The sequence below is a fragment of the Manganibacter manganicus genome (assembly GCF_002075885.1).
Taxonomy (GTDB): Bacteria; Pseudomonadota; Alphaproteobacteria; order Rhizobiales; family Rhizobiaceae; genus Mesorhizobium; species Mesorhizobium manganicum.
On sequence record NZ_MDET01000059.1, the window covers coordinates 1 to 20,735 of the forward strand.

At 57.9% G+C, this 20,735-nt stretch carries 15 protein-coding genes; 7 read left to right on the plus strand and 8 right to left on the minus strand.

Annotation, left to right across the window (positions count from 1 at the left end; translation table 11 throughout):
* Positions 1-9: 9 nt before the first annotated feature.
* Entirely contained in the window at positions 10-1,107 is a 1,098-nt protein-coding gene (locus tag BFN67_RS22155; protein ID WP_080919639.1) for an IS1595 family transposase, read from the minus strand.
* Positions 1,108-1,608: 501 nt separating this feature from the next.
* Here BFN67_RS22155 and BFN67_RS22160 point away from each other — a divergent pair.
* The 5 genes from BFN67_RS22160 to BFN67_RS22180 are packed head-to-tail and all read left to right on the plus strand — an operon-like array spanning position 1,609 to position 5,742.
* On the plus strand, positions 1,609-2,325 hold the full coding sequence (locus BFN67_RS22160; protein ID WP_080921642.1) for a DUF6088 family protein: 717 nt from the start codon (positions 1,609-1,611) through the stop codon (positions 2,323-2,325).
* 1 nt (position 2,326) lies between these two features.
* Positions 2,327-3,433, plus strand: a complete 1,107-nt coding sequence (locus BFN67_RS22165; RefSeq protein WP_080921643.1) for a nucleotidyl transferase AbiEii/AbiGii toxin family protein — start codon at positions 2,327-2,329, stop codon at positions 3,431-3,433.
* A 36-nt stretch (positions 3,434-3,469) separates the two neighbouring features.
* Positions 3,470-4,285 carry an AbiJ-NTD4 domain-containing protein gene (locus BFN67_RS22170; protein WP_080921769.1) on the plus strand — a complete coding sequence of 272 codons (816 nt, stop codon included), beginning with the start codon at positions 3,470-3,472 and terminating at the stop codon, positions 4,283-4,285.
* Positions 4,286-4,339: 54 nt separating this feature from the next.
* Complete coding sequence (locus BFN67_RS22175) at positions 4,340-4,978, plus strand: AbiJ-NTD4 domain-containing protein (protein ID WP_158083552.1); 639 nt, start codon at positions 4,340-4,342, stop codon at positions 4,976-4,978.
* Complete coding sequence (locus tag BFN67_RS22180) at positions 4,939-5,742, plus strand: hypothetical protein (RefSeq protein WP_245295384.1); 804 nt, start codon at positions 4,939-4,941, stop codon at positions 5,740-5,742. Before BFN67_RS22175 ends, BFN67_RS22180 begins: the two co-directional genes overlap by 40 nt.
* A 339-nt stretch (positions 5,743-6,081) precedes the next feature.
* On the opposite strand, the gene BFN67_RS22185 is transcribed toward BFN67_RS22180, so the two are convergent.
* Positions 6,082-7,110: an IS110 family RNA-guided transposase gene (locus BFN67_RS22185; protein WP_080921646.1), complete on the minus strand. Its 1,029-nt coding sequence runs from the start codon at positions 7,108-7,110 to the stop codon at positions 6,082-6,084.
* Between BFN67_RS22185 and BFN67_RS24995 the strand changes: the two genes are divergently transcribed.
* Positions 7,100-7,318, plus strand: a complete 219-nt coding sequence (locus tag BFN67_RS24995) for an HU family DNA-binding protein (RefSeq protein WP_425349818.1) — start codon at positions 7,100-7,102, stop codon at positions 7,316-7,318. The two genes, BFN67_RS22185 and BFN67_RS24995, sit on opposite strands and share 11 nt — an antisense overlap.
* Positions 7,319-7,406: 88 nt before the next feature.
* Here BFN67_RS24995 and BFN67_RS24600 read toward each other — a convergent pair whose 3' ends face one another.
* Positions 7,407-7,571 (minus strand): hypothetical protein, encoded by a 165-nt coding sequence (locus tag BFN67_RS24600; protein ID WP_192856904.1) that lies wholly within the window; start codon positions 7,569-7,571, stop codon positions 7,407-7,409.
* A 14-nt stretch (positions 7,572-7,585) separates the two neighbouring features.
* Here BFN67_RS24600 and BFN67_RS25275 point away from each other — a divergent pair, with 14 nt between their 5' ends.
* Positions 7,586-7,666 carry a hypothetical protein gene (locus tag BFN67_RS25275; RefSeq protein ID WP_425349819.1) on the plus strand — a complete coding sequence of 27 codons (81 nt, stop codon included), beginning with the start codon at positions 7,586-7,588 and terminating at the stop codon, positions 7,664-7,666.
* Between the two features lie 63 nt (positions 7,667-7,729).
* Here the strand turns inward: BFN67_RS25275 and BFN67_RS22200 are convergent, their stop codons facing one another.
* The 5 genes from BFN67_RS22200 to brxC all read right to left on the minus strand — a co-directional run bounded on the left by BFN67_RS22200 (position 7,730) and on the right by brxC (position 20,734).
* Positions 7,730-8,872 (minus strand): Abi family protein, encoded by a 1,143-nt coding sequence (locus BFN67_RS22200; RefSeq protein ID WP_080921648.1) that lies wholly within the window; start codon positions 8,870-8,872, stop codon positions 7,730-7,732.
* A gap of 209 nt (positions 8,873-9,081) precedes the next feature.
* Complete coding sequence (gene brxL, locus BFN67_RS22205) at positions 9,082-11,163, minus strand: BREX system Lon protease-like protein BrxL (RefSeq protein ID WP_080921649.1); 2,082 nt, start codon at positions 11,161-11,163, stop codon at positions 9,082-9,084.
* Positions 11,164-11,170: 7 nt separating this feature from the next.
* A complete protein-coding gene (pglZ, locus tag BFN67_RS22210) occupies positions 11,171-13,675 on the minus strand; it encodes a BREX-1 system phosphatase PglZ type A (protein WP_080921650.1) in 2,505 nt (834 codons plus the stop codon).
* Positions 13,668-17,195, minus strand: a complete 3,528-nt coding sequence (gene pglX / locus BFN67_RS22215) for a BREX-1 system adenine-specific DNA-methyltransferase PglX (protein ID WP_080921651.1) — start codon at positions 17,193-17,195, stop codon at positions 13,668-13,670. The genes pglZ and pglX overlap by 8 nt, the downstream gene beginning before the upstream one ends.
* Complete coding sequence (gene brxC / locus BFN67_RS22220; RefSeq protein WP_080921652.1) at positions 17,195-20,734, minus strand: BREX system P-loop protein BrxC; 3,540 nt, start codon at positions 20,732-20,734, stop codon at positions 17,195-17,197. The genes pglX and brxC overlap by 1 nt, the downstream gene beginning before the upstream one ends.
* Position 20,735: the final 1 nt, after the last annotated feature.

Below are 20,735 nucleotides of genomic sequence, written 5' to 3' on the forward strand. Positions count from 1 at the left end.
CCGCCTTTATCAACCAAAGACAGCTACGGCTGATTTGATGATAATTCCGCCATCCGGGCTTCGGCGCATTTGACGTCCCGTTGCGGCGCGAAAGACGCTCGCTAACTGCAGTGCCGGCGGCACGCGTGACCAAAGTGTCCGGATGGTTTGGCGGCCACGCCGCGTTTTGCGGACCGCATTGCCGATGACGATGCGCTGCGACCAGCGGAAGCCGATCTCATGGAAATACAGGTCGGCATGCTGCGGGCTGATATGATGAAAGACGCCGACGATAGTACGGCGGACACGAGAATTGAACCCTTCAACCGAATTGACGTGGACAGCGTCACGGACGTATTCACCGTCGGAATGCTTCACGGTCTCATGCTTGGCAAAGCTCTGGCCAATAGCGAGGAATGCCTTCCACTCGTCGCTCATCAAATGAGATCCCAAGTCGATCTGCGCCTCAATGACGCGTTCGCTTGCTCGCACCGAGAGGCCGGTAACGACCGCAGCACGCGCGTCACCGGCAAGCGTGCCCGGCGTGATGTCACTCGATCGCTGCACCATTGCCATCACCGGTGTTTTCTGCGTGTTCGCCTGACCTTTCCGGCCTCTTCCCGAAGGCTGGTCATCGGGATGCTTTCTGGGTCTTCCGCCAAGATGAAAATGATCAATCTCCACCGTACCGTCGAGCATATGCTCCCGCGCCACCATGAGACGCAGCGCATGTCCCATCCGCCAGGCCGTTGGCTGACTCACTCCGAGAGCTTCGGCCAAGCGCACCGAGGACATGCCCTTGTCCGATTGCAGCATCAACCACATGGCCTTCAGCCAGACCCGTAGAGGAAGCTTCGTGGAGTGCAGAGGCGTGTGCGTTGTCACTGTGAATTGGAACCGGCAGTCGCCGCTCGAGCACTGATACAGCCCCGGTCGGGCGCGCCGCTTACCCACATCCCGGCCGGCGATCGCGATCGAGCGCTTGTAACCGCAGGCGGGACAAATCCTGCCATCCGGCCACACCATGCTTTCCAGCAGCCGACGACAATGATCTTCACTACGGAACGCCAAAATCATGTCTTCGACGGTCCGAATGTTAGATAGCGCCGCAAGCATCGTTTCAGGCATTTTCATCTCCTTCAGACCAGCCGGAAGAATCGCATGAAAAGTGCGGGATCACAACGATATTGCTGTCTTTGGTTGATAAAGGCGTCGTACGCTAAGGGCGAACGAAGCATGAACTGAGCTTGCTTGTATCTCACGATTGCCGGGGCGCAACGTCTGATCCCAGTGGATAGGCGAGCGAGTCACGGCTCGGTGGGATCGGCAAGCGGCACACTGCGGAGCGGGGGCGGATAGCGCACATGGCGCACATGGCGCACGAACATAAGGGCGCGGCATCGCGGGGACGCCCTTATGTTCGCCTTCGTAGAAGCAATAGCTGTGGCGATTTCCTCTCGGAAAGGAGTTTCATCGTCGAATTGCGGCCTCTCCCTGCTCACCGACCACGACTATCGCTACCTCGCAACGAGGTGATCCGGGCAGTGACCAATATTTCGATATAAAATTTGGTCACCTTGCTACTGACCAATTTTTGTATATATTCTTCAGTCAGAAAGGTGGCGCGCCGTGCCCGATCCGACGTCTGACACCCAAGAGCGAATTCTAGCGCGCATAAGTCACGGCGCGCCGGGCGGCGTATGGTCACGCGCGGATTTCCTTGACATCGGCACGCCGAACGCCGTTGAGAAGGCATTGCAGCGATTGGCCAACCGCCGTGAAATCCGCCGCCCCCACCGTGGCCTCTACGACAAGCCGGGAAACAGTAAGCTCACGGGAAAGATGGTCTTTCCACCGCGCTCCTCGTTCATCGATGCCATCGCAAGGCGCGACAAGCTGCGCGTGCTGGTCGACGGAATGACCGCGGCCAACGATCTGGGCCTGACGACGGCCGTCCCTGCCAGATCGACGATCTACGCCGACACCTATCCTCGAACCATAGAAATCGAGGCGAATATCGGCGACCCTAATTCGTCAAAGCCAGTTTTCTATACGCTCGATTTCAAACGCATCGCCGCCAAGACCGCATTCTGGGCAGGCCGACCCGCCATGCGGGTCGTCCAGGCATTGGCTTGGTTTCGTGATGAGCATTCCAGCCTCGAGGCGGCCGTCAATGGCGCGGTCAGGCATTTGGCGAAAAACCCGAGGCGAAAAGAGATCGAGCTGGATCTACGCGACAACGTCAACGCGGTGCCCGCCTGGATGTACCCCCACATCGAAGCGATCATACGAAAGCTGGCGGAGCTACACGACGCGGCTCACGAGTCTGAGGATGCGAAAGGCTAGAATGAGGCACGCGTTCATAGAAATTCTTCGCTCCAGCACCGACGAGCGGCGCGCACTGTTCTCGACGGTTTCGTCCGACCTGCAAACGCGCGCCGAGAATGTCGAAAAGGACCTCTACGTTTGCTGGGTGCTGGACTTCCTGTTCAACCGGCGCCCTAACGACCCGGTGGGGATGTACTTCAAAGGTGGGACGAGCCTCAGCAAGGCCTATGGCCTCATCCAGCGCTTTTCCGAGGACATCGATATCGGGCTCTACAAGGCGGACTTGAATGTGCCTTTGGAGGCCGAGATCGCGGCCCTGCCCTCGGTCAACCAGCAGCAAAGGGCCCTGGTCGAACGTGTCGACGAAGCCGCGCGACAGTACATTGGCGGTCCCTTGCGGGAGCTCCTGCTGCAGGAAATTGCCGAAGTCGAAAGCGAAGCAGAGCTTGAGCGGCACTTTACCGTTAGCTTCGGGTTCGATCCTTACCGGAACCGCGATGCGCTCGACATCCTCGTCGTCTCGTACCAGAGCGTCTTCGCCGCCGGGGACGACTATGTACAGGCGGCTGTGCGTATCGAAGGTGGTGCTCGCCCCGATCCCGTTCCGGCAGAGCTGAGGGAGATCGTTCCATACGTCGCCGCAGAGATTCCTTTCGGGAGAGACCTCTCAGTGCGTGGTGTGACCACGGTGAAGCCCGAGCGGACTTTCTGGGAAAAGGTGCTCATCCTCCACGCCATGACCGAGATGACGGAGAAGCGCACCGCAGAGGCCAATCCAAATCGCCTTGCCCCTGATCTCAATCGCTACTCGCGCCATTACTACGATGTGCATCAGATCTGGACACACCCGGATTACGGCAGGGCGACTGCCTCGATGCAGGATCTCGCAGAGGCCTGCCGCCAACATAAGGAGTTCATGTTCCGCGCGCCGGATCACCGATACGATCGCGCGGTGCCAGGGAGCTACCGGTTGGTCCCGACCGAGGAGATGGAGGCGAAACTCGCCGCAGACTATGAACGGATGTCGGCCATGATCTTTGGCACTTCTCCATCTTTTGCGGAGGTCTTAGCCAGTATCGACGCTCTTGAAAAATATCTGAATTCCACGACCGCAAAGCAGGCTTAGGCCGTGTCCGAGCCGGATTGTTATGGGGAGATACGAGTGAGCCGCTATTTCTCGGATAGACATGGCTTCGGAAGTGGGGACGCCGCGATCATCGTGCGCGAAGACGCGCCCCCCGCGCTACGGTATGCGATCGCTGAAATTGCCCGAAGGGCCGGCCTTGCTCCCTCCTCGATCAGGAGCATCCTTTGTGGTGTCCTGTTCGAGGCGCCAGACCCGAGCAACTGGTCCGAGTACCCAAGCATCTGGGACGAAGTGCTTAGCCTGCTCGACACTTGTGAATGGTACAAGGTCTATGACATCGCAGAGACTATCTGGCGCAGCCTTGAACATCGTTACGATCAACAGGAACTGTTTGAAGCAGAGCTCAATCGCCTATTCCGAGAGAAGGGCATCGGCTGGGAGTTGAAGAGTCCCCTGGGGATCGTCTTCCGAGGCGACGCGAATTTCACAAATGCCACGGAGAAAGCCGTCGTTGTCTTTCAAGAAACGGGACGGGAAACTGCCGCAGTTGAGATACGCGAGGCGCTCAAGGACATCTCAAGGCGGCCAGTCCCCGATCGTACCGGAGCGATTCAGCATGCAATGGCTGCAGTGGAATGCGCCGCCCGTGATCTGACGGGCGAGCCGAATCTTACACTCGGCCGGTTGATCCCCAGGCTAAATGTTCCTCGTCCATTGGATAGCGCGCTCGAAAAGCTGTGGGGTTATGCGTCTGAGAACGGACGCCATATCCGGGAGGGAACGCAGCACAGCGCCGCGGAAGCCGAACTCGTCGTGAGCATCGCATGCGCTGTGAGCGTTTTTCTGATCCAGAGAGAAACCGAAATCAGCAGTTCAACCGGCCTCCCCTGAGCGTCGGGCACGGAAAGCATTTCGGCCAACCATCAATCCGCGGGGGACAGGAGTTTGCGCATACTATTTAGTCAACGGTATCTTCGCGCGATCGACAGCAAGGCACTTTTAGTGGAGATTCCTGAAATAGCGCGCCGGAAGGTCTGGGCTCAGCTTTCGGCATTTAACGCGCCGATGCACATTCAGCGGGATCCCTATGACAACTGGATTTCCCGAACATCGGCGTTGGAGGAAACCGAAGGCGACCTTCTCACCGAGCATGGCTGGCAGCGCCTACCGGTGACGCCATATCCGGCCGACACCCAATATCACGAGGCTCTACGTCTGCTCGTGCTCGGTGGCGAAGGCCCTTATGTGTTGGATACGATCGAAATCGCGTTCGGCTACATGGACGCGGCGGAAAAGGATGCGCTGCGCCAGAAAGTCAACCAGATACTCGAGCTGCACGATTGCCCATGGCGTATGTCGGACGGCGAGTTCTTTAAGCTCGATGCCGATTTCGTCGGCGCGAATCTCGCTGCGAATGCCCACGACTCTCTTGCGGCAAACCAGTTCGCAGGCGCGGCCAACGAATATGCCAAGGTACGCCAATATCTCGGCACCGGCGATGTCCGCGAGGCGATCTTTTTTGCCGGCCATACCCTGACGAGCTTCTGTCGTCCTGGATCAGTCGCCATGCCGCCTTCTACGTAGTCCCGCCGCTGGTCATGCTTCGACACTGCCTGCCGGAGGCCTCATCATTGCGAGCGGTCGATCTCCAACTGAGCAGCGATCAGGAAATCCACCTCGCCATCATATTCGCCATCGAGCCAGCCCTGGTACAAAGAATGACCTTCGCGAATGTCGCGCAATCATCGCATCGGCTCATCTCGACGCGACCGACGCAGGTTTGTACGAACTGCAGCCCTGTTGACGCTGAACCGGCACCAATCCTGCGAAGCCAGCTGCTGGGATGGCGCATCACGTGCCCTCGGTGTGGAAGCCAACTCCGGCATACCGGCGGGGGCGAACTCCCCTCCCCTTTCCAGCAGTATCGTGTTGCCGCTCTTCGTGGCGAAAAGCTGCTCGACGATGAAGCCGAGCATGGTATCAGAACGTGGGCATCGCCAGCTGGAATTGTACGTCTGCTACTCATGCGGAGAGCAGTACTTCCGTTTCCGGGCGAAGATGAAATGTGGCGGTTCAGGGTACTGGAAAAAATCATCCCGGAACTCGACGAACTCCTTCCCGAAATATGCACCAGCTGTCCAACGCCACAAAACCCGATTTTGCCGTTGCATCTCCGCCCTGCCCTCCTGGCGGGTGTCGCGATGGTGCATTCCAGTGGGGCAGAAATGCTTTACATGTTGCGCCGATCCACGTTCGGATTGCACCGGCATCGTTTCGACCGAGAAGCAATGCCCTTCTTCGCCAACGCAGCCCGCAAAAGACACTCGACACAGATGCAGTTAATTTGAGATTCTGAACGCTTACATTCTCACAATTAACTGGCCGCGTTCGACGAACGCCGCCGCATTCTTGCGTTTAACTTCTGTGGTTGCCGTCCGTTGTGCAAGTCGTTTCTGACCTTTTTGACGTGTGATCGAGTGCGGTCTTCTGTCAGGCCTTTATTTACGGCACTTTCAGGAGCCGCTGGCCGGTATGGTGATCTGCGGATCGGGTCCAAATCTGCCAAACGAGCTCTACGCCCTCAGTTAAACTCTGGTTTCCCCGGTCCAGATCTGTTCGATCATGCGCCCATTCAGGTCATCGACTTCTCACACCCCCCCTGCCAGTCCTGGTCATGCGCGGTGGTTTCACACCGCCACAACCAGAGCCGGGTCTCGATAATCCTCGTGCTTCGTCAGCATGGCCCATATTTTCCGAGCCATCTTGTTCGCCAGTGCTATCGCCACCAGCATGCGTGGCTTCTTCGCAAGCATCCGCGAAAGCCACGATCCTTGGGCTGGCGGTTTGCGGCTCGCCCAACTCACGCGAGCCATTGCCCCGAGGATCAGGAGCCTGCGGATGTCAGCCTGACCAGCCTTCGACACCCGGCCGAGCCTTTCTTTCCCGCCAGAAGAAAACTGTCGTGGAACGAGGCCGAGCCAAGCGGCAAAGTCGCGGCCGCATCGGAAGCTCTCCATCGCTGGCGCGAAAGCCTCGACGGCCAACGCGATCAACGGCCCGACACCCGGCATGGTCTGAAGCCGGCGCGCGGTTTCACTGTGCCGGGACAGGTTAGCAAGCTTCTTCGTTTTCTCCTCGATCCGAACCGTCTTCTCGCTGATCTGAGCCAGAAGGTCGCGGCACTCCTCCTGCACCAGCTCGGGTAGGTCGATCTCAGCATTCTCGACGATCGCCTCAACGCGCTTGACGTGACCGATCCCCTGCGGGATGACCTGCCCATATTCGTAGAGAACAGCGCGCAGAGCGTTCACTAGTTCCGTTCGCTGATGAACAATACGCTCGCGCGCCCGAAACAGAACCGCCCGCGCTTGCTGATCGGCGGTCTTCGGCTCGACAAAGCGCATTTCAGGCTGACGGGCTGCAATGACGATCGCCTCGGCATCGGCTGCGTCGTTCTTCTGCCGCTTCACGAACGGGCGCACATATTGCGGTGCGACCAGCTTGACAGCGTGGCCCAGCTTCACCAACTCGCGCGCCCAGTAATGGGCGCTGCCGCAGGCTTCCATAACAACAAGTGCCGGTGGCTGCTCCGACATGAACCGGAAGAACTGCGTGCGAGACAGTTTCCGGCGATACTTCACATCGCCTGTCATCGACGTCCCATGTAGCTGGAAAACATTCTTTGCCAGATCTACTCCGATCAACGTGTCCTTCATCCGCCGTCCTCTCTGTTTTGTGATCTACACCGCATCACCTTGGCACGTCACGACGCCGCTCGGGGAGGACGGCAACCACCCCATCTGCCAAGCGACGTCGGAGCAGGACGGTCGCAACCCTTCGACCGGTGCAACGATCAAGATCGCCGCGTCGAAAAAACTAACCTTCACGCCGGCCAAAGCGATCAAGGATGCCCTGAACGGCTAGAAGCCAGGTAAGCCGACGCATTAGCCGGCCATATCCAGCAGATTGATCAGCGCCGCATGGAACCGCAGCGGCGCTGATGAAAGCCTCCCTAGAAGGGAGGCTCGGCGCTGATTTCGCCATAGGCTTCAGTCAGCATCACTTCGCGTTCGGCAAGGGCCAGTTCCAGCTCCGTTTCAATCTCGCAGCGTTCGTCGCCATAGACGGCATTCCGCAGCTCGGCGCGCAATTCCTCGATATGCTGATCGATCGACATGGATCGGGCAGCTCGTGGAACGCAAGGGTCACAACGACAGTCGGTTTCTTGGATGTAGCCAATTTCCAGAGTGTGACCACACCCAGCCAATGTAGACGGGCGGCAGTCAGTGCCACCGGCGCTTATCGTCATCCACGATGGCGCGCACGAGCTTTCCATTAATAGCGGCGATGCGCGCGTAAAATTGCTCCTGTCACCTTCCCCGAGGCGGCCTCAATTCCGACGAGGATCTGGATGCGGGGCTTCTGGAGCTCCTTCACCGCCAGAGCGAGTGGAGTGGCATCATCCATTTGCGTCCATCGATCAGTCAGGTTTGCAGCCTTGATCAGGTCCGCAACCGTGTGATCCTTTAAATCAACCAGTCCGCCCACACTCTTGGCGCATTCAGAGATGAAGTGTATAGCATCGACCACCGTAAGCGCCGCGGTCGGACGTCCGCCGTCGTCCAGACAGATGATTGCCTGGTGCCTCTCGTCGAGCAATTCGGCCAGCTCATTCAAACCCGTTTCCCGCTTGACCGATACGAACGCTGGGTCGAGCTTCGCTGAAAGTGTGTTCGCATTCGTGCCATCCCGGCGAGGTCGCGATCTAACGACGGTACTGACCGTGGAGTGATGCTTCATCCATGTTGCCGTTTCCCCGCATCGCAATTCGATCAGTCGCACGATCTTGGCGTAGATGTCCGTCACGTTCAGGTCGAGAACCGGCTCGTGATGGGCAACGCGGTTCCGGAACACGTTGATCGGCTTTACGAGATTCTGGATCTCCTGGCGGGTTTGGCCGTGGTTCAGATGCGGAAAGGCGACATTGACAGTGGTGCGCCATAGTGCGCCATATTCAGGCCGGAAGAGGTTCGACCAGAAATCGAATGTGAGTGTCGCGACGATCTGGTCGCGCGCCGCGTTTACACCTGCCCTTTGTATCGCCTTATCAAGCGTCGCCAGGCCGTTAAGAGTCAACGTTTGATCGCGGAAGGCGACTTCCTGGTGCCAGCCCGGTCCGAATTTTCCAACGAGGATCCTGTCGACGGCGTTTCGCAGCGTCACTTCCGCCACATTCAGAGGATAAAGGAAAGCCTTGGCGACCCGGGCGTTGTATAGGTAGAGCGCCATTGCATATTCTTCGTGATTACCACCTTTCGCGAGGTACGTGGCGAAGCGGGGCTCGGAGATTGACGCTCGGATGGCCTGCAGCTGGGCCGGCAGGTAGGGAAAAGGAACTTGACTTTCTGCCATATTGCGTAGATAACCACCTCCGAGCAGTCGAACAGGCCCCACTGGCTTGCCACGCGCCTTCGACATCGATATTTTGTACACCAGGTCAGGCCAGTCCTCACCTGGTGTTTCAATTTCTGGGATATGAGTAGCACAGTCGCGAGCAATAGTGCGGCTCCGATGTTGCCGCCACAAGACGAATTTCGTCCCCCCCAGTGCTCGCCAGCCGCCCTCCGCACTATCATGGAAAGCCCTTAATCAGTCGGCTCCGGCCGGGTGTTTCTTGTCGGTCGACCCTATGAATTCTCGACGTAGGTCACGTAGAATCCACGGATCATGCGGTGCTCTTGCATCCGCTCCCCCAGTGAAAAGCCGTTCATCTTTCGGGGTGTCGGCTGAAAAATATCCAGCCCCCGGTCCAGAACCATCTTCCAGCCGGTGTCCGTCGTGATGTCGCGTGCATGAATCGTTCCGGTCCCGTCAAAGGCCCAGGTGAAATCAACGCCAGTGCCTGTGCAGGCCTCAGCGATCCCGTCCAGGCATTCCCGCTGCTCTTGAATGTTCCCATCGTCCGGAGCCGTGACAAGGTGCACCGCGATCTGATCTTCGGGCTGTTTGCGCCGGATCAGCATCTCGATCAGTTCCATCACGTTGCGTGCCTGATGGAACTTCCGGACATAAGGATCGGTGATGACGATCCTCGTTGCTCCCTCCGTCCAGGGACCAAAGATCTTGTCGAAGCTGATGCCCTTGCGGTTTTCCGTGAAAACGACATGCCCGGGCGTTGGGACAAAAGCAGGGGCAGCGGCAATAACAGGCGCTGCGGAGGCAGCCGCCGATGAAGCCGGCTCTGCCAGAACCGGAACGATATCAGGTTGATCCGCACTGTCATCCACATCGCTGGCGGACCGCCGATGGTAGAACTGAGGAAACTCCTCTTCCTCCAGCGTGGTGACAGCGCGCTTTGCACCATCCGACGCGATGTAATGGAAATCCGCGCTCTCAAAGGTGCTGTCGATCCGCAGAAGCTGATCTTTCACCCGCTTGCGGCATTCAATCGCAAACCGCAGCAGCTCTTCGACCTCAGCTTCCGTCTCGCCTCCATTCGGGAAAATCAGCTTCAATAGGCCCGACATGGTTTTGCTGATCGCTGCACGGTCCCGGATATGGGTCTGAACGGGCACGGTGAAGTAGCGATCCGGCCGGTGCGAGAAGTCCTCAGCACGCAGGTGACGCAGGATTTCGGCAAGATAGTCGACGATGAACCCATAGCCAGACGTGAACATATCACCTCGAATGATGCCGACCTCCCATCCGGGGAGATAGGCATGCAATCGATCGATAAAGGCGCTGTCGTGGAACTGCGGCGGGAGCGCCTCGAACAGGTCAGTATTCTTCAGCATCCATGGGACGTTATGGTCGGTATTGCCGACGAAGGCGAAACTGGCCTCAGCGCCCATCGGATTTACCCCGCGCGAGAACTGCTTGTTCGCCATGTAGTTCTTCATGATGTCGACAAGCGCCTTGTTGGCAGTCTTCTCGCGACCGGCAAATTCGTCAAAAGCGACGACATCCCAATAGCCAACCAACCCAATCCGCCCATTGGAGTTGTTCACGAAGAGCTTGGGAATCGTGACTTCACCCCCGGAGATCAACTGACCATGGGGGGAGAACTCGGAATAGATATGCGATTTGCCCGTCCCTTTGGGACCAAGCTCAATGAGGTTGTAGTTGCGCTCAACAAAGGGGATCAGTCGCAGCAACTGCAAAAGTTTCGACCGGCGCCCGAACAGAGAGGGATCAAAGCCGATGCTCTGCATCAGAAGATCAATCCATTCCTCAGTGGTGAATTTGTCACGCGTCTCGCGATATCCGTCATAGTCGACGCGGGCGATCTGGATCGGCTTCAGCGTGTCGATGATCCAGGGAGAGATCCGGCTCTCTTCCGAAAACTCGTACTGCACCTCGGCGATGCACCAGATACCCGTAACCAGTAGTTTCGGATGCGCCTTGACCGTGGCGCTGTCGATCGCAACCCGCTTGATCCCAAGGTTTTCGAACACCGCCTCATAGGCATCGGTCTTTTCATTCAGCGCTACGCTGACCTGATCGATGACCTTGTAGCGGCCGCGCTCCTTGATCGTCGACTGGACCAGCCCCGCTTCGGAACGATGGACGTAATGTTTACGCAGGATATCCTTGACCGTCTCGATGCCTGTCGCAATCGAGGCCTCGTCGTCGGTGGCGCAGTATTGGCCGAGCAGGTATTCGAGCACATAGGTGGGAACAATGGCATTCCCCTTCACGGCCTTCACCAGGTCCTTGCGAACCACGAAACCGGCAAAATGCTCGTTGATCTTGTCATCAAGGGTCGACATCGGCACCTCAGAAATCGAAATCTGTGCTGATCCCGCGTTTCAGCAACAATGGCTGTGAAGCGTGATCTTCGAAATGGCTGGTCTTGCCGATGCGCGTCCGCAGCTTCAGGAAGACTGTCTGATTGTTATAGGCGTCTGCAGCCCGGGACAGCAGGAAGCTTCGTGATAGCTCGCGCTCGCGCGGGTTTTCGGACGCGAAATCAAACTCCAGCTCGGCTTCGTCAGAGATGAGAGTTTCATCACCGGCAAAGATTGCAGCATAGACCTGCCGGGGCTGCTGTTTCTCGGTAACCGGCTCCGCCTGATAGAATGTGATCTGGATCTGACCTGTCGTGATCTGGGCGCGGGCCGGAGGAATGATCTGCACCGACACCTGCCCGATATCCTCCTTGCGCTGTTTGCCCACACGCAGAACCGGCAGGACGATCTCCTGCAGGCTCGCTCCGCCATGGACAAAACGGCTGCCTGATCCTTTCACGCGCAGACGGTTGATCGAGTTGGGGATCAAGATATCCTGATTGCCATCCAGACCAAGCTGAGCGGCCGTGAACTTCTTCATACCACCGCTGCTAAGGCCCCGTCCGATCACATAGCGCCGATTGCGTGTAACGATGTCCCCTTCAGGCTCACTCAGTGCAAAGCCGCTTTCTTCCAATGCCTTATGCTGCCATAGGAACCCATGATCGGCGGTGATCAGGATGTTCGAGAAATTGGCCGAAGTCAGCTTGCGCACCAGCTTCACCAGATCCTCAATCGCCGTCTCGGCGGCCGCAGGGACATTTTCTTCGGTGGCGAGCTTGTCGCCAATCGCGTCGATCTGATTGTGGTATAGGTAGAGAATGTCATGATCCCGGAAGAGGTCTTTGCCCTCTGATGAGCCGAGATTCATGAAATCTTTCGCCGCCAGAACCTTTACCCGGTCTCCTGCCCGGCCGGCAGCCAGAGCCTTTTCGCGGGCCGCCGCGCCCATGGTGCTTTCACCATCCAGTAGCACCAGATCGTTGTCGTCGCGGATGGCCAGTTGCCGGTGCGGCAAGAGCGCCGCCATGCCAAGCTGGGTATAGCTGGGCAAGGCCCCGATCATCGGCTTCAGCTCGGCATCGAACCGGTTGAGCTTGCGGATCTCCCGCAGCGTCTCTTCGGCTACCTCGTAGCGTAGCGCATCCGAGATGATGACGACGACTTTCTGGTCTTTACGGCGGTATTCGGCAGCCTGTTCCCGATAGAAATCCACCTGACGCGGGAAGCCCGGCACCGCCCAATCCGTCTTGCGCGCAACCTGATCCTGCCAGGCATCGTTCAGCTTCAGCACGAAATTCGTAGTATAGCGGTTCTCGACCGCTTCGTAGAGCACGGACAACAGCCCTGACTGCCCGCTTTTCTGCATGTGATAGATGAACTTGCGATAAAGCTGGTCCAGACGAAACCAGCTTGCGGAATAGCGTTTCACGCCATCGGACAGGCTGGTCATGGTCAGGTCCGCCTCGGCCAGGGCCTGCTGGAACTCGGTCGCATAGCCGATGGCCTGATAGACATCCGCGTAACGGCCATACCAATGGCTTTGACGGCGATCGCGTACCCATTTCAGCACATCTGTCGCCGCCAGGCTCTGCTGGGCCAGCCCCTCAACGATGGCGATAACGATCCGCCGGTCCACCTCTTCGAAATGGTCATGCGGCATCAGCTTGCGGAAATCACGTGGTGCCAGATCGTCACGGATATTCAGCACATCTTGATAATCACCCGAGAGCTTTTCGAACGCCTCCCCCCACCGGCGCGAAGCACTCCAGCGACGGAACATCAGCGCAGCATCCGTGTTCAGCGCTGCAACCTCGCCCATCGCCCGTGCCCAGGCACTGGAAAAGAGCGTAATGGCGAAGTCCTGAAAATCCGGCTCGGAAGCCACATAGGCATAACGCGTGGCCACTTCCTTCCAGAAGAACTCCGCCAGTCCGACTCGATCCATCAGCCGCAGCGCATCATCGCGGTCTTCGGCCAGTTCGGCCAGCAGCGCCTCGATCACCGTATCCAGGTCGCCATCCGCACCGGCGCAGACGACCAGCATCTTGCGACGGACATCATTTGCGCTTTGCGACGGGCGTTCGCGCTCGATGGTGCGCAGAGCTTCCAACCGCTTGCCGGAACGGTAGAACTCAGCATGGTCGCGCACGGCGGCCTCATACTTCGCCGGGATGCCCAGATCCGCCACCCAGATCGCCGCCTGGTCAGCGCGGAAGACAGCGGTCGCCAGTTGCACATCCAGCAACCAGTTCTCAGGCATAGGCGGCTCGGGGCCGTCCTTGTAGAGCAGGAACCGGGCCTTAGGCTCCTGCCGCAGCATGCGGTATTTCAAGCCGAATTCGTTGTTGGCGATCTCAAGCTTGGTCACGCCGGGCAGGTTCACCGCATCGAACGCCTCGCGCAGATCGCGGGCGGCGTCATACCAGAAGACGATGCGATGGCCCTGATCCTCATAGAGCCGCATCAGGCCAGTGGTGATACGGTCAGTCATCCGCAGCCTCCAGCCCCTTGATCGGCCTCAACGCGCCGGCGAACAGCGGGTAGTTGCGCTTCACCCCGTCATCCAGATCGATGGCGATCTTCTGCTGCGCCATCGGATAGACCACTTCGCGTTCCCATTCGGTCAGTTCGGCGATCTGCTTGATGACCGCGCCGATATCTTTCTGTGCCTTCGTGCTCTGGCCTTGCGTGGCAGTCGGGTCGACGGCGAGTTTTTCCAGCCGGGCGCGCTCAACCTCCAGCTTATGGATGAACTCACGCAGATACTGGTTCAGCACGACCGAGACGGTGTCGGGGCGGTAGCGGTGCATATAGATCAGTGCGTTGAAGCTGCCTTTGGGGCTGGAAAACATCCAGTAGATCGGGCGCTTCTTGTAGCGGCGGACATGGTAGTCGAAGAAATCCTTCGTGAACCAGCGGCGGAGATCTTTGGCGAGCGCCTTTTCGATGAAGGCAAGGTTTTCGCGGAACTTCGCCTCACCAAAAGTCACGCGCAGGAAGTCGCGGTTGCGGGTAACGATATCATCCGCGAACCAGTCGGTATCCAACACCGGGATGACATTGTCGCGGTCGGGGACAAAGCTGGGTTCGGGCACGCGGGCCAGATACTCATCCAATCCCTCACCCTGATTGGCGAGGATCAGACCGGGTGCATCGAGGCTGTAGCGGCCGAACATACAGCCGACGGCATAGTGGAGAAATTCGGCCATGGTGTCGGCCAGCAACCGCGCCTCGCGGTCTTCTTCGGAGATCTTTACCCCATAACGATAGGCTGGGTTGCAAGTGAGGGTGACTTCCTCGATCGGGACTTCGGGGGTCAGTTCATCCTGCAGCCCGTAGGCGTCGATGAAGATGCGGTTATTCTCTTCCTCCAACCGCCGCATCCCGTCCGTCATGCCCTGCCAATGGGCACGGAGGTCAGCATAAGTAGCTGCTAGCGTCTCAGCCCGGCGATCGGGCGAGAGCAGCGAGTGCGAGGTGAAATCCCAAGAGGTTTCGTAAGCGTTCCAGTCGGATTTAGAAAATGCCGAGAGTTCTCGGCTGTTTTCCGAAATTCTCTCCGGGTGTTGCATGGAGGAAATGAAAGGAATCCTCGCCATGTCGCCAACCTGAAAAGTGGCGGTAGGATTCAGGATGGACATGAACTCTGTCATCAGCCTGCTATTCAAGAGCGCGAGGCAAGTGTGCAGATGCTCTGGCGCAGGGAAACCAGAAGACCCCTTGACGTCGAACAGACTACCGACGGGGGCATATCTCGCGGCAAAGCTGCTCGTCGTGATATCAGCCCAGGTAACGCCTTCCTTGAAATAATACTCCGTGTTCTGTGGTCGGGATCTCAGTTTGCCATTTTCATCCGTGAAGCCCCTGATTTCCTTACCGTCATCTTCCCAGTTTACAACAAACTCGAAATTGCCGAACCACTTTCGCCAATCACCACCTTTGTTGTACGGGAACCATTTCTTTCCAGATGCTAGTGCCTCTTGACGATCAGACAAACCAAACCCGATCTCATTGATCGATAGTTCAGCCCATGCACGCAGAAATTGATCGTTGTTACCCGTCGCCAAACCCTGCCGAGGTTTAATTATTTCACCCAAGGGTGTCTCAACTGAAAAAGCGGAAACGATCGGCTCTGAGGCCCAATAAGCTATTGGGCGGCCGGGAATGGATTCAAACTTTAATGATGTTGCTTGAAATCTGATGGCAGACTCAGCGGAGGTGGAGGACCGAAGTTGCACTGATTTCTCAGCTTCGTTGCGGCCGTTGATGAGGGATATGAAATCACCCGAAACGCCCTTTCGGGTAGTTTTCAGGAGAATAAATGCCGTCGTGGAGACAACGTCCCCGCCAATGGAGTCGAAGCCGCGCGTGCCGATATGTGCCATCGAAATCACAGGATTTTTGTCAATGTGCTTCGAGCGCAGTTTGTCGTATGACGACAAAAACATCCATGACTGCATTGTGATCATGGCGGTCAGACCTCGTTGCAATAGAAGGCCTCCGGAACGTTCAATAAACATCGCAAAGAGATCAGACTTGCTGTCGGGATAATTGGATTTTGCAAACCCCTGAAGCTCAGAGTCCATGTTTTTCCCGCCCATATACGGCGGGTTGGCTACTACCACCTGATACTTCGGCGACAGCGCCTCGGCCATGCGCAGCACGGTTGCGACACGCTGCAACACCGGTTTAAGCACCAGGTCAGCACCAACGTTCCGCGCCTCTACCACCCGAAGGGCCTCTCCCGGATCGCGCAACTTCGGCACGATCAGCGAGCCGAAATTCTTCGCCTGTTCGAACTGCATCAGCGTCTCGCGCAGTTCATCCGTGAACAGATCGCGCCCCACAACAATGGCTACATCCTGCATCTCGGCCGGGGTAAAGGTCACATCCTGCAACACGACGATGTCAGGCTTTGCCTCCACCCTCATGAACCGCCGCCGCCCCAGCTTTGCCGCCGCCTTCATGGACAGCGCAAAGGCCGCCAGCGCACCAGCGCGGTCGTCAATCTCGATGCCTGTCAGGTTCTGAGTCAGAATCAGCGTCGGGATGGTGGACGCCTCATACCCCTCTTCCTCATAGATCGCGTAGAGCAGGTCAAACGCATAGGTCAGCATATGACCCGAACCACAGGCCGGATCGCAGATGCGGATATCCTCGGGCCGGGTGATCTTCAGGAAGTCCGTTTCCGGCTCTTCCGGCGCGATGTAATAATCCATCTTCGCCGCCAGCTTCGACTGGGGCCGATTGAGCAGCCACAACCGCCCGAGCGAGTTTTCCACCAGATAGCGGACGATCCAGTGCGGGGTGAAAAGCTGCGTCGCAGCGGGAATATTCTCCGCCGTGATCTTCTGGTTCTTCTTCAGGCCCGCAAAGACCTGATCCTTCTTTTCGCTGATATAGAACTGGTAAAGCCAGCCAATGATCTCGACATCCTGGCAGGCTTCTTCGGTCATCACCTCGCGCAGGCGGGCAAGGATGCTGTCCGGCGATAGCAGATCGTCGGGTACCAGCAGTTCGGTATAATCCTCGGCCCGGTCAAGCATATCGGCGCGCTCAAACATATAGGGCATCTGGCCGTGCCACTCGTTGCAAGCATGGATGAGGAGCAGCCGATAGGCCTCCGCCTGCCCATCATGGGCAGGGCGGGTGCCATTCAGATATTCGGCAATTTCGGGGCGGGCACGATCAGGCAAGTTGCCCGCCATCGCCTCGGCCAGAATCTCGGGCCGGGTGGCGTCATCGGCGGGCGATACGACGCGCGGGTTGGTAAGACCGGTCGCATCCATGAAGCGCAGCGCAGTAAAGCGGTTGAACCAGGTGTAAGCCGCCTGCTCGACCACGTGGGCGCGGTTACTCGCAGCGGCGGCTTCCAGCTTAGCGGTGGCCTTTGGATGTTCACGACGAGCAGCCGCGCCCTCGGCCAGCACCATATCCAGCCGGGCAGTAACCTGATCGATCAGCAGGTTGCGGGCGCTTTGCGCAAATTTCTTCAGGGCGTTGGTATCCATCAGACAATCACTTTCTTGCCCGCGCCGATCTCGGCCAGCAGGGTCTTTTTCATCGCATCAAGGTAGCGGGTCACATCGTCCTCATCTTCGAGATAGGTTTTCGCGAAGGGGACGGTGATCGACTGGGCCTTGATATATTGAGGTTTGACCGGTGCTGGCGGCACATATGGCGCAGCCGGGGCTTCGGCCACGCCACCGGCAGGTTCGGGTTGGGGCGCGGGAGCCGGCGCTGGTGTGGGCATCAGTTCAGCGATCCGGGTCAGCGTATCGGCCAGCAGGTTCGACCGCACTTCGGTCACCCGATGACGCAAGGCCGGGATCAGGTTTTGTGAAGCAAGACCGGCTTTCTGCTCGGCAAACCCTTCGCGGATGCGCACTTGTTGTTCTGGCGGTAACGCGCCAAACTCCGAAGTCTGGACGATTTTTTCGCTACCCTCATCGATCGCTGCCATGACGGCGTTGCGCTCCGCCAGAACCGTTTGTTCGATGCGCTCTTTCAGGGCGTAGAAATCCGCCTTCAATTCCTGAATTGCAGTGCCTTTGAAGCACTGCGGATCAGCAAGAACCTGGCGCAACGTGTCGGCAGCAGGATTTTCGGCATAGGCAAGGTTCTGGTCCTGCGCGGTCAGGAATGCACGGACCTCATCATAGATGCCTTTTTGCGGGCCGAACATGAAGCTGCGGACCTTGTCGAGGACATCCTCCTTCGCATCCAGAAGCTGATCTTCCTGCCCTACCGGTCCGGTAATGAACCAGGTCGCCGGCTGGTCGCGCATGCTGTCGAGCATGGTTCGCAGGGGGTCGAGGGCGGCGGCGAAGGGGTAACCTGCTATTGCCCGGCTCTCTTTCTCAAGATCACTGGCCATTTTGCGTAGTTGCGTCTGCCACTCCGCACCCAAGCTGCGCGCGTCATTCCCCGAGGCAGGGAGATCAAACAGCTCCTGGAACAGTTCGCGCGATTTACGGATCTGGGCGGAAGTGAATTCGATCTGCGGGGAGAGGAGAATATTGCCAAGGGCATGGCTGTTGCGCAGCCCCTGCACCAGAGCATCTCCTTCCAGCACGGCGCTATCGGCCCGTGCCTCAAGCTTGCTGCGCGCGACGAGGCTTGCGGCCAGGCACAGAATTGCAATGGCGGGCCAGCCATAAGGTTTCGCGCCAAACTTCTCGACCAAGGCCTTGGCCGAGACCCGCGTCCCAAGGCGCATCTGGGCCTGAGCATGGTTCAGCACATCCTGTTCGGCTTCGGTCAAACCGCTGCCCTCGCCGCCGAAAAGTTCGCCGTCGGTTTTGCCTGCGCGGGCAAGATCGGCTTCGGTATAGGTGGCGCCGCGCAAAACCGGCAGGCTGGTATAGACCTTGTCCACCAGGGTCTGGAAACCTCTGACCAGTCGCTCTTGCGGGTCTTCCCCACCAATTTCGAGTTCGGCTCCACGCACGAACAGCCGCGCATCTGCGATCAGACTGCGGAGCCGCTGCACCAGATCCTTTTCACGCCGCGTATTCTGGTCACGCTTTTCCGCAATGATACGATCGCGACCGGGTTGGGCATCCCCGCTGTTCGCCTGCTTGGCAAATTTTTCGGTTTGGAGCCCTAGGATAAGATCGCGCGTAAAACGCACCTCCCGCCCCAGCATGACAACCATCTCATCGCTTGCCATGCTGTTCGAACGAACCACATCCGGCGTGTCGGACTCGTCGCTGAAGGGCGAGATTATATTCACCGCCAGCTCATATTCCTTGTTCAGGCTGTGCCCGTCGAGCTTGCGGGTAAAGGCATAGTCAACCCCTGTGCCAGCATGCTTGATCTTGCCGTGACGCAGGATCGAACCGAAAGCCAGCTCGTCGAGCCGACGTTCGATCTCGGCGGGATCAACGACAATTGCCTTGATCTCGGCCTCGACGTCCTTTTCCTCATTCGTGAGGAATTCGTAGACCTCGCCATTGCGCTGAATCAGCGTCTGGCGCTCCAGAAGCGACAAAGCCTGCTCGATATTGCGGCGCTGCTCGGTCTGGTCCGTCTCGAACCGGGACAACAGGAGGATCGAGATATTGCGGGCGGTCGGCTTGAATTCCTTGACGTATTTCACAAGGAACAAGACTTTCAGAACCCGCACAGCGAAATCATCGCCAAGGTTCTTTTCGGCCAGTTGGATCGACTGCTGAACCGATGATTTCAGAGCGGTACGGATCCCTTCAAACATCAGATCGAAGGTCGCAAGGCCTCCGACCGGCGTATCTGCCAGCCGTTTCGCTACCTCCTGAAACACCCCCAGCATCGAGCGTTCGCCGACCGAGCTGTGCTTGCCTTCAAACGCGTTGTGCTGCGAGAGGCCCATAATCGCACGCTGGAACAGATCATACTGGTAGTTCGGAAACGGGTAGCTCGCGACGAACTGCTCCTTTCCGGAGAAGTTCTTGAACTTGAACGAATTATCGCCGAAATCGAACAGAGTGCGCAGGTTGTTTTCCTCAGCATTGTACAGATTGCCAAGGGTAATCTGGCCTGCCTCGGTCTTGGCCAGAAGGCGGCGCTGAATGACTTCGGCCACATCCTGAGAGTTCAGCGGCATTCGGTTGGCGAAGCGCGCCTGGATTTTCGAGAAGTCGTTTTCCTGCTGCGCCGTCAAATCACCGATAACCGAACCCATGTCCTGCTGGGCGGTGACAACGATCCATGCCTGCCCCTTGCACTTCGTGTTCAGGCTTTCGGCAATGGTCTGCAGGTTCGTCATCAGTTTGACGTTGTCGGCGATATACTGCCCCACCTCATCGACGAAGAAGTTCAGCCTGAATTTTGGCCCCTGCGCATCGATCCACGACTTCACCATATTGGCGAAATCCTCGATCGAGACCTTCGTATCCTTGCGATACTGGCCAAGAACGTCCTGCACCTCATCGCCCGTGACCTGCGCAAAAGCCGCAGCAATGTGCTTGCCTTCCATCAGCGCCTGTTCACGCCCACGCTCCCAGGGCTTGCCAGAAGACTGCGAAAAGGCCGTTTTGAAAGCATCAAGCTTGCCGCGGCTATCCAGATCACGCTCGAACTGTGCGATATGCGGGAGCTTGCCGTAGTAGCCGCACATCTCGTCAAAGACCTTCTGGAAGACGGCCAGAAGAGCATCGACATCCGTCTTCGAGATCACATCCGCCTTCTGGTCGATATTGAACAGCACCGACCGAGAAGGGATGGAAACCGCCTTGCGCAAGGCTCCCGCCAACATCGGATTGCCCGCAAGCTTGCGTTCAAAGATCTCAACGGCGCGCTGCCCCTCGACCTCGTCGTTCTCCAGCAAAAGAGCGAGCATCTTCAGCAGGTGAGATTTACCAGATCCGAAGAAGCCGGAAATCCACACGCCATTCGCGGTATCGTAATTGTTGTAGGCGTCGAGGAATTGCTCCAGCCGGGCACCGATCTCGTTGGTGATGACATATTCATCGAGCTCGGTCAGGAGGCTGCCCATGTCATCAGCCTTGATTACCCCATCGATCGAACGGTCGACCGGTTTGGCGAAGATATCACGCAGAAGAGTAGCCATC

What these genes read in the sequence shown, in the direction of transcription:
- brxL (WP_080921649.1), bottom strand. Translation starts at nt 11,163, where the DNA reads ATGTCGACCCTTGATGACAAGATCAACGAGCATTTTGCCGGTTTCGTG.
- BFN67_RS22185 (WP_080921646.1), bottom strand. Translation starts at nt 7,110, where the DNA reads ATGAAGGACACGTTGATCGGAGTAGATCTGGCAAAGAATGTTTTCCAG.
- BFN67_RS22200 (WP_080921648.1), bottom strand. Translation starts at nt 8,872, where the DNA reads ATGTCGAAGGCGCGTGGCAAGCCAGTGGGGCCTGTTCGACTGCTCGGA.
- BFN67_RS22165 (WP_080921643.1), top strand. Translation starts at nt 2,327, where the DNA reads ATGAGGCACGCGTTCATAGAAATTCTTCGCTCCAGCACCGACGAGCGG.
- brxC (WP_080921652.1), bottom strand. Translation starts at nt 20,734, where the DNA reads ATGGCTACTCTTCTGCGTGATATCTTCGCCAAACCGGTCGACCGTTCG.
- pglZ (WP_080921650.1), bottom strand. Translation starts at nt 13,675, where the DNA reads ATGACTGACCGTATCACCACTGGCCTGATGCGGCTCTATGAGGATCAG.
- BFN67_RS24600 (WP_192856904.1), bottom strand. Translation starts at nt 7,571, where the DNA reads ATGTCGATCGATCAGCATATCGAGGAATTGCGCGCCGAGCTGCGGAAT.
- pglX (WP_080921651.1), bottom strand. Translation starts at nt 17,195, where the DNA reads ATGGATACCAACGCCCTGAAGAAATTTGCGCAAAGCGCCCGCAACCTG.
- BFN67_RS22155 (WP_080919639.1), bottom strand. Translation starts at nt 1,107, where the DNA reads ATGCCTGAAACGATGCTTGCGGCGCTATCTAACATTCGGACCGTCGAA.